Consider the following 9,064-nt stretch of genomic DNA (forward strand, 5'->3'; position numbering starts at 1 on the left):
AATTTAATTCATTAAAATTATTAAAACTATTAGTAAATCCATCGGAAAATAGCACTATAGAATTTAAATTTTCAATACAATTAAAATCTATTTTCAAATCTATATATCTATATGCATCATTTAAATACATTGAATTTAAAACTCCATCTAATTTACTAATTTTATTATATCGAATAATTTTAATTGTTTCTCCATATTCAACTATATTTCCATCTCCTATTTGTACATATAGTTTTATTTTATCAGTTATTAAAACTCCAATAAGCGTAGTTCCATACAATATATAATCAACTTTATACACATTGGGCACATTTTTTTTATAATGATTTACTACATAATTTCTCCATGTATTTTGTATTTCTAGTTCAATAGTTTGATCTGTTTTAACTTTTTTTATAAATTCATATTGTTCCAGTTCATCAAATTCAGATAGTGTTTTATATAATTCATATAAAACATCTATACAAGCATTACATGCAAATTCAGAACCTTTGTCACTGTATCTGCACCTACTTATTCCATGACCATCCCCAATTGCACAAATAATTCCATCATCCAGTTTTTTATATTTTAAATAGTCTTGAGATTTTTTATTTTTCATTTTATTTTTGTAACCTACGACACTACTGCAAAACACATCATACTTCATATATATCCCCCCCAACCTAGTATTTATTATATTGTTATACATAAAAAAAAAGCACAGCATTTGCCGCACTTTTTATGATATTTTTCTTCTTTTAATTGTTTCTTTATTTCTCGTTGGTCTTTTTCTCGTAGATTTTCTAACTCTACTAACTTTTTGTACAGGTCTTCCAAATATTTTTTTACAATCACATAAAACCCAACATGGAGTTAACGTAAAAATCATACCTAAAGCTAACATAATATAATATCTAAACCCTATGAATACCCCATTTACTGAGTTTATTAATAATAATATACTCGTAATACTTATGGATATTACAGATGATAAAACAAATATTCTTGAAATGTCTGAAAATGTCTTAACAACTCTTGGCAGTTTTTTATTTTTTTGGCTATTTTTCATCTTTTGCCTCCTATTATCAACAAATCATACATATATTCTAATATAATAAATATACCAAATTTGTATTAAAATAGCAATTCTTATTAGTAACATTACCTCTACTTAGTTAATAAATTAAATTAAGACTAACTTTAAAAGGAGTGATTCATTTGCCATGTCTTCCTAACTTAGGTTCTAAAGCGCCTGATTTTAGTGCTAATACAACATTTGGACCTATCAAACTATCAGATTATAAAGGTAAGTGGGTTGTATTATTTTCCCACCCTGGTGATTTTACCCCTGTATGCACAACAGAGTTTTTGTGCTTTGCAAAATATTATTCAAACTTCACAAAAAGAAATACAGAATTAATAGGACTTAGTATAGATAGTAACAGTTCTCACTTGGCTTGGGTTTATAATATATATATAAATACCGGCGTTGAAATTCCATTTCCTGTAATTGATGATAGACGAATGGAAATTGCTGGGTTGTATGGAATGATTTCAGAACCTATGAGCGATTCTTCCACTGTTAGATCTGTTTTTATAATTGATCCAAATCAAATACTACGAACAATTTTATATTATCCATTGACTACAGGTAGAAATATACCTGAAATAATAAGGATTATAGATGCACTCCAAACTTCAGATGAGCAAAAAGTTGCAACACCTGCAAATTGGCTACCTGGCATGCCTGTTATACTCCCTGCTCCAAAAACTTATAAAGAGTTAAAGCAGCGAATTAATACTTGTAAGAAAAATAAAAAATGTGTCGACTGGTACCTTTGTTTTGTACCAGATGAAACTTCAACTCCAGAAGTTCTTAAATCATATGAATCTATTTCTAATAAAAAAAATACAGCTAAATCCAGACCTCAAATTGATTCACCTTCTAACTATGTGCCACAAAACCCTAAATGTCCAGATATAAATAGAATTGTTGGTGAATATGTATTAGGAGACCCTACTAGTGTAGATGCTTTTTTACTTGATTTTGTTATTTATGCATTCGCTGAAATAAAATCTGATGGTACTTTATTTATTCCAACACCTAGATACTTACGCCAACTTTTAGCTTTAAAAAAAGATAATCCTGACTTAAAAGTAATAGTAGCTATCGGTGGTTGGGCTCAGGATGGATTTTCTGATGCTGCTTTAACACCAGCGTCTAGATATAAATTTGCAAGAGAGGTCAATAATCTTATAAAACAATATAACCTAGACGGTATTGATATAGATTGGGAGTATCCAGGCAATAGTGCTTCTGGAATTAAATCAAGACCTGAAGATAGAGAAAATTTTACACTTCTTCTAACAGCTATACGAGATGTTATCGGCTATGATAAATGGTTAAGCGTAGCAGGTACTGGCGATAAAGCTTATATAAATAAAAGCGTAGAAATAGATAATATCGCTCCATTAATAAACTATTTCAATTTAATGAGCTATGACTTTACTGCTGGCGAAACTGGAGCTAATTCAAGAAAACATCAGTCTAATTTATATGAATCTAAACTTTCCATACCTGGGTATAGCGTAGATAGCATGGTTCAAAATTTAATCGCTGCTGGTATGCCTTCTCAAAAAATATTATTAGGTGTTCCATTTTATGGTAGATTAGGAGCTACAATCACAAAATCTTATGATCAACTTAGAAAAGATTTTATAAATAAGAATGGATATATATTTAAATTTGACAAAGAAGCTCAAGTTCCATACTTAGAAAAAGATGGAGAATTTGCAATGTCATATGATGATATACTTTCTATATATATAAAATCTCAATATGTAGTAGATAATTGTTTAGGTGGTATATTCTCGTGGATGTCTCCATATGATAAAGCAAATATACTTGCTAAAGCAATGAGTGATGGTATTAATGATCCTAATGAACTGAAACTTGAAATAGAAGACATTTATGGACCTACTGTGTTAAGCTAAAAAATAGTCTATCATTTTGATAGACTATTTTTTATATTTCGAAAATTTAAAGTTGTTTTTTAATTTATATTTACATTTTCAATTTCTGTGATATAATAAAAAGCATATCAAACAAAACAGAATATAACTAATGGTAGAGGTTGCATTATTAAATAGTACTATTATCGAGGTTAAGCTCCTGTGAAATAATAAGAAAGGTAATAATGCCGAAATGTATAAGTTATGCTTTAAGCTTATATGTTGGGGATATGCATAATATGTATATCACTGTCACTTTTTTGTGGAGGGCTATCTTTAGATTAAGTTATTATATTGATTTTATAATTTCAAGTCTAGAAGGTCTATTTATCTTCTAGACTTTTTTTATTTTCATTCTCCATTTTGAGTTATATTCTTAAAATTTACTGGAGGTATTTTATGTTAAAAAGAGAAAAAAGACAAGCTTCATTAGGTGATTCACTTTTATGTATAGGTTTCTTAATATTTGTATTATCTATATCATTAACAAAATTAGGAGTCTCAGCCCATATCCCTTTAGCTTTAGGAGGTATTTTTAGTGGTTTTGTCGCTGTCTTTAAATTAGGTTTTACATGGAAAGAACTTGAAGAAGGTATTTTAGCTACAATCGGATCTACAATGCAAGCTATTATAATACTTTTAATAGTAGGTATGTTGATTGGTACATGGATAATTTCTGGAGTTGTTCCTAGTATGATTTATTGGGGGTTAAATATATTATCTCCTGGAATTTTCTTAGTTGCTACAACGGTTATTTGTTCTATAGTTTCTATCTCAACTGGTTCATCTTGGACTACTGCAGGAACTATCGGAATAGCACTTTTAGGTATAGGTAGCGCACTTGGTATACCTAAAGAAGTAATAGCTGGAGCAATAATTTCTGGAGCATACTTTGGAGATAAAATGTCTCCACTTTCAGATACTACAAATTTAGCACCTGCTATGGCAGGTACAGATTTATTTACACATATAAAACATATGCTCTATTCAACTGTACCCGCATACTTAATAGCACTTGTTATATATGCTTTTATTGGTTTTAAATATGCAGGTCAAGCTATAGATAGCAGTCAAATACATCAAATACAGCAAGCATTAGCTTCAAGTTATAATACATTATCTCCATTGCTATTATTAATACCTGCAATAGTCATAATTATGGTAATTTGTAAAGTTCCCGCTGTACCAGGACTTATAATAGGTACATTACTTGGAGGAATTATTGCTATAGTTTTCCAAGGAGCATCATTTAAAGAAGTTCTAGAAGTTGCTCAAGTTGGTTATACATCTAATAGTGGTATGATATTTGTTGATGAACTACTAACTCGTGGTGGTCTTGATAGCATGTTAGGTACTGTATCTCTTATGCTTTGTGCTTTAGCAACTGGTGGAATATTAGAAAAAACAGGAATGTTAGAAGCTTTAGCAACAGCTATCCTAAAATTTGCAAAAGGTACATTTGGACTTGTTGCTGCAACAATATTTACATGTATAGGAACTAACCTTGCTGTTGCTGATCAATATTTAGCAATAGTTATGCCTGGTAGCATGTATAGAGAAGCATTTAAAAAACAAGGTCTATGCCCAGAAAATTTATCTCGTGCCCTAGAAGATAGCGCTACTATAACTTCTCCTCTTATACCTTGGAATACATGCGGTGCTTATATGAGTGCAACTCTTGCAGTTAACTCATTTGCATTTTTACCATATGCATTTTTCAACTTATTATGTCCTATAGTTTCATTAATTTTAGCTGCTACAGGATTTGGTATTACTAAATTAGCTAAACAATCAAAAGATGAAGTTCAAAAATCAATTGCATAAATAAAAGGATGGTTATGTAACCATCCTTTTATTTTTTATATCCTATTATAGCTGCTCCTAATGCTCCAATAATCTGTGTATCCTCTGCTATATATATTTTTTTACCTAAATTTTGTTCTAACATATTTACAAGAACTTTACTTTTTGCGACTCCTCCTGTAAATGCAATTTCATCTATTACATCAATTCTTGCTAACATCGATTTTGATCTATTCGCTATAGATTGTAATATTCCAGATGAAATAGATTCTTTAGATATATTTTTAGCTAATAAACTTATTATTTCCGATTCCGCAAAAACAGTACACATACTAGATATTATTTGTGGTGTAGCACCTTTTGCTAAATCATCTATATTTTCTACATCTGTTCCTAATAAATTAGAAGTTACCTGTAAAAATCTACCAGTACCAGCTGCACACTTATCATTCATTATAAAATTAGATACATTCCCATCGCTATCTAAATTTATAACTTTGCTATCTTGACCACCTATATCCAGTATAGTTCTTATATTATTATTCAAGAAATGAACACCTTTTGCATGACATGTAATTTCTGTGACTTTTTTATCAACAAAATCCATACTAACTCTTCCGTATCCAGTTCCTATAACTTTTTTTATATCATTTTTATCTATATTTTCACTAAGCTTATCATAAACTTCAAGTGATGCAGCCTTAGGACTCCATCCTGTAGGTATTATAATTTTTTTTATTATATTTTCACCATTAAATAAAACTCCCTTAGTTGCTACAGATCCAGAGTCTATTCCTATACTATACATAAAATCCCCCTATTTCTAGTCTATCATTTCTATAAATGCTTCAAATCTAGTTCTTAATTGTTCTGTATCTGACTTTGAATAATCAGTTTCTATAGCCATATATGGCTTATTTTTCACATCATTTACAAATTTTTTAATTCTATAACTTTCTACATTAAAAGTGTGACATGCTTGAAGTACAACATCTATTACTCCATCTACTTTATATTCATCTATCAATCTATCTAATAATTCTACTCTTGCATCGTTGTTAACCATACATGAACATGCTATATTTATGTATTTTTTAGCTATCGCATCTATAGGATCTGGATTATTTTCATCTACTAATTCATCATTAGATCTTATCCCTCCACAAAGTTCATATGCAACTACAACTGCACCACTATCTTCTAAAGTTTTCACTATTTTTTCGCTTATTCCTCCAATTGGACACCCTGTAATTAAAATTCTTGGCTTATCTTCACTTACAGGTCTTTCTCCAGCTTCATATTTTGCCTTTATAGATGTTATCATATCTCTTATACTATCTTTTAATTCATCTCGATCAAATTTGAATCCAGAATTATATAAAACTTGGTGCATGTCGTACCCATTCATTGGTGGTGGTACTAACTTTCCTAATTCATAAAATTCCTTTAATAACCTTCTTTCCTCATTTTTATCTTTTATTGCTTCTTTTAAATCCTCATCAGTTATTTCAACTGAAAATCTATTTTCTAATTCTTCTTTTAGAATCACTATTTCATTTTTCCAAAGTTCATATGCAAATCTACCATTTTTACTATTTGGAAGTTGCATTAAATGCAAATCTTTTATCTTTGCTAATTCTTCATACATTTTTTTCTTTCCATCACATGTTGTCTCTGCTATTAATAAATCTGAGAAATAAAAATATGGACATGTATCTGTTATCGCATGCCCAAAACTTGACTTTATAAGTGGACAAAGATTTCTTGGTAGTATTTTTTCAGCTTCTGGTATTGGTTCTTCACTAACTCCACAAACACCTACTGTAACAGCCTTAGCTGCCATAGGTATTTCAACCGGAGTAAAAGCACAAAATACACCTACTAATTTTTTTCCACTTTCTTTTAATTCTTTTGCTTTTATAAATCCATTTCTTCTAGCTTCACTGAATTCTTCAAATTTTTCTGGTAATGATATCATATTATTTCCCCCAATAGTTATAATGATTTACAATGCAATTTTATCATATGCATACTTTTAATGTACAATAGTAAAAACCTATTCTAATCATTGGTAGTATAGTTTTTTACTATATTATCTATTGCCTTATTATTATAAATACCATATATGCTAAATAAGTTAAAATCATTAAAGACCCTTCGATTTTATTTACTTCTTTCTTAGTAGTTGCAAATATGTATACTAGGATAGATACTATAAGCATCACAAACATATCTACAAACACTATAGGATGAACTGCTATATTATTAATAAAAGATGATATTCCTAATACAAATAATATATTAAAAATATTTGATCCAACTACATTCCCCATAGCAATATCACTTTCACCTTTTTTAGCCGCAACAACACTAGTTACAAGTTCTGGTAATGATGTCCCTATAGAAACAATAGTAAGACCCACTAAATTTTCACTCATTCCTAGTGACAAAGCTATAACAGTTGCATTATCAACAACTATTTGACCACCAAATATAATTCCAACTATACCAACTAAGCTTATAATTAAACTCTTTGGTATAGATGATTTAGGATTCCCCTGCTCAATTGGCATTTCTTCTTTTGAAGTTATAGCCATTTCTAAAAGGTAATACATAAATATAGAAAACAGTGCTAACAACATAAGTCCATCTGATCTAGTTAGTTCATTTTGACTATAACCTTGAAACCTCACATCATGAGATAATATTAAAAGAACTAATGAAGATAATAAAATGAAAGGAAACTCTTTCAAAATTGTAGTTTTTTGTACTTTAACAGGCTTTATTACAGCTGCTATCCCTATCACTGCTAATAAATTAAATATATTAGACCCAACTACATTAGCAATAGCTATATCATTATTTCCTTTTAATGCAGCCGTAACACTTACCGCTGCTTCTGGGGCACTCGTACCAAATGCAACTATAGTAAGTCCTATTATTATAGTAGGTATTCTCAATGCCTTTGCTACTGATGAAGCTCCACTAACAAAAAAATCTGCAGATTTTATAAGTAATATAAATCCAACGATAAGTAATATATAGCTCATACATTTTCTCCTTTTTAAATTTTAAACTTATATTAACCATATATATATTTATTTATAACCTTATTTTATATATCAAGTTAAATTGTACTAATACAATTTAATTTTTTTTGATATATATACTAATAATCTTATTTTAATAGTAATATATACTTATAATTTATTTTAAAGGAGATTTTCATATGATAAAAAAAGTGGCTGCTATTCATGATTTATCTGGAATTGGCCGTTGTTCTTTAACAGTTGCAATTCCTATATTATCAGCTTTAAAAGTTCAATGTTGTCCATTTCCAACCGCTATACTTTCTAGTCAAACCGGTTATCCTAAATATTCTTTTTTTGATTTAACATCTCAAATGGATGATTATAAAAATACTTGGGCTGAATTAAATATAGATTTTGATTGTATATACAGTGGTTTTTTAGGTTCCATAGATCAAATTGACATAGTTTGTAATTTTATAAATAACAATAAAAATTCACTAATTATTACAGATCCAGTTATGGGTGATAATGGATGTTTATATCCAATTTTCAATGATAAAATGTGTAAAAAAATCAGAAATTTAGTAAAAAAATCAGATATAGTTACACCTAATCTAACTGAAGCATTAATATTAATAGACAAAGACTTTACCAATATAAATTTATGCAAAGATGAACTTATATCAATAGCAAAAAAAGTATCTGATTTAGGCCCTAATAAAGTTATTATTACAGGAATAATTTTAGATGGTAAAATTCATAACTTATCATTTGATAAAGACTTAAATGAAGTTCATTTTACAACATCTAACTTTAATAATATATCTTATAGTGGTACTGGTGATATATTCACATCTATAGTGACTGGATTATTGTTAAATGGATATTCTTTAAGCTACAGTGTTGATAAAGCTAGTGAATTTATACATAAAGTAGTTTTATATACATCAAAGTTAAGCTCAGATAGAAATGACGGAGTTTTGTTTGAATTATTTTTAAATGAATTAATTTCTTATGTTTAATAAAAAGCAACCTTGAAAATTTTGTTAAGGTTGCTTTTTAATTTTAATAAGATTGTTTTAACAAGTCATAATTAACTTGTACTTTAAATTTATTATTTTTTATAACAATTTTGTATCCGCTTAAATACATTTTTTTTAGTCCGCTAACTATATTAGGTTTATTATCTATAAAATTAAATTTATGTCTATTTATTTCATCATATTGATATATAC

General features: G+C 28.7%; 8 protein-coding genes and 1 riboswitch. Of the genes, 3 read left to right on the forward strand and 5 right to left on the reverse strand.

Features of this window, described 5'->3' with window-relative positions; translation table 11 throughout:
• A partial coding sequence (locus ACRCYC_RS03970) for a protein phosphatase 2C domain-containing protein (RefSeq protein WP_438617886.1) occupies positions 1-649 on the reverse strand: 649 nt, incomplete at its 3' end.
• Positions 650-721: 72 nt separating this feature from the next.
• The gene (locus ACRCYC_RS03975) at positions 722-1,051 is read right to left on the reverse strand and encodes a hypothetical protein (RefSeq protein WP_438617887.1); all 330 of its coding nucleotides are present in this window, start codon (positions 1,049-1,051) and stop codon (positions 722-724) included.
• A gap of 140 nt (positions 1,052-1,191) precedes the next feature.
• Between ACRCYC_RS03975 and ACRCYC_RS03980 the strand changes: the two genes are divergently transcribed.
• On the forward strand, positions 1,192-2,976 hold the full coding sequence (locus tag ACRCYC_RS03980; protein ID WP_438617888.1) for a peroxiredoxin: 1,785 nt from the start codon (positions 1,192-1,194) through the stop codon (positions 2,974-2,976).
• Between the two features lie 126 nt (positions 2,977-3,102).
• Positions 3,103-3,275: riboswitch (Lysine riboswitch) on the forward strand.
• 118 nt (positions 3,276-3,393) lie between these two features.
• Positions 3,394-4,818, forward strand: coding sequence for a Na+/H+ antiporter NhaC (nhaC, locus tag ACRCYC_RS03985; RefSeq protein ID WP_438617889.1), 1,425 nt, complete (start codon positions 3,394-3,396; stop codon positions 4,816-4,818).
• A 28-nt stretch (positions 4,819-4,846) separates the two neighbouring features.
• On the opposite strand, the gene ACRCYC_RS03990 is transcribed toward nhaC, so the two are convergent.
• The 3 genes from ACRCYC_RS03990 to ACRCYC_RS04000 form a co-directional block, all read right to left on the reverse strand.
• Positions 4,847-5,605 carry an acyl-CoA dehydratase activase gene (locus ACRCYC_RS03990; protein ID WP_438617890.1) on the reverse strand — a complete coding sequence of 253 codons (759 nt, stop codon included), beginning with the start codon at positions 5,603-5,605 and terminating at the stop codon, positions 4,847-4,849.
• A 15-nt stretch (positions 5,606-5,620) separates the two neighbouring features.
• Positions 5,621-6,775, reverse strand: coding sequence for a double-cubane-cluster-containing anaerobic reductase (locus tag ACRCYC_RS03995; RefSeq protein ID WP_438617891.1), 1,155 nt, complete (start codon positions 6,773-6,775; stop codon positions 5,621-5,623).
• Between the two features lie 118 nt (positions 6,776-6,893).
• The gene (locus ACRCYC_RS04000) at positions 6,894-7,847 is read right to left on the reverse strand and encodes a calcium/sodium antiporter (RefSeq protein WP_438617892.1); all 954 of its coding nucleotides are present in this window, start codon (positions 7,845-7,847) and stop codon (positions 6,894-6,896) included.
• 179 nt (positions 7,848-8,026) lie between these two features.
• On the opposite strand from ACRCYC_RS04000, the gene ACRCYC_RS04005 reads away from it, so the two are divergent.
• Complete coding sequence (locus ACRCYC_RS04005) at positions 8,027-8,851, forward strand: pyridoxamine kinase (RefSeq protein ID WP_438617893.1); 825 nt, start codon at positions 8,027-8,029, stop codon at positions 8,849-8,851.
• Positions 8,852-9,064: the final 213 nt, after the last annotated feature.

The organism is Paraclostridium sp. (assembly GCF_051657365.1).
In the GTDB taxonomy this organism is placed as follows: domain Bacteria; phylum Bacillota; class Clostridia; order Peptostreptococcales; family Peptostreptococcaceae; genus Paraclostridium.

Coding starts and splice junctions, on each gene's coding strand:
- nhaC (WP_438617889.1), top strand. CDS start 3,394: ATGTTAAAAAGAGAAAAAAGACAAGCTTCATTAGGTGATTCACTTTTA.
- ACRCYC_RS04000 (WP_438617892.1), bottom strand. CDS start 7,847: ATGAGCTATATATTACTTATCGTTGGATTTATATTACTTATAAAATCT.
- ACRCYC_RS03995 (WP_438617891.1), bottom strand. CDS start 6,775: ATGATATCATTACCAGAAAAATTTGAAGAATTCAGTGAAGCTAGAAGA.
- ACRCYC_RS04005 (WP_438617893.1), top strand. CDS start 8,027: ATGATAAAAAAAGTGGCTGCTATTCATGATTTATCTGGAATTGGCCGT.
- ACRCYC_RS03990 (WP_438617890.1), bottom strand. CDS start 5,605: ATGTATAGTATAGGAATAGACTCTGGATCTGTAGCAACTAAGGGAGTT.
- ACRCYC_RS03975 (WP_438617887.1), bottom strand. CDS start 1,051: ATGAAAAATAGCCAAAAAAATAAAAAACTGCCAAGAGTTGTTAAGACA.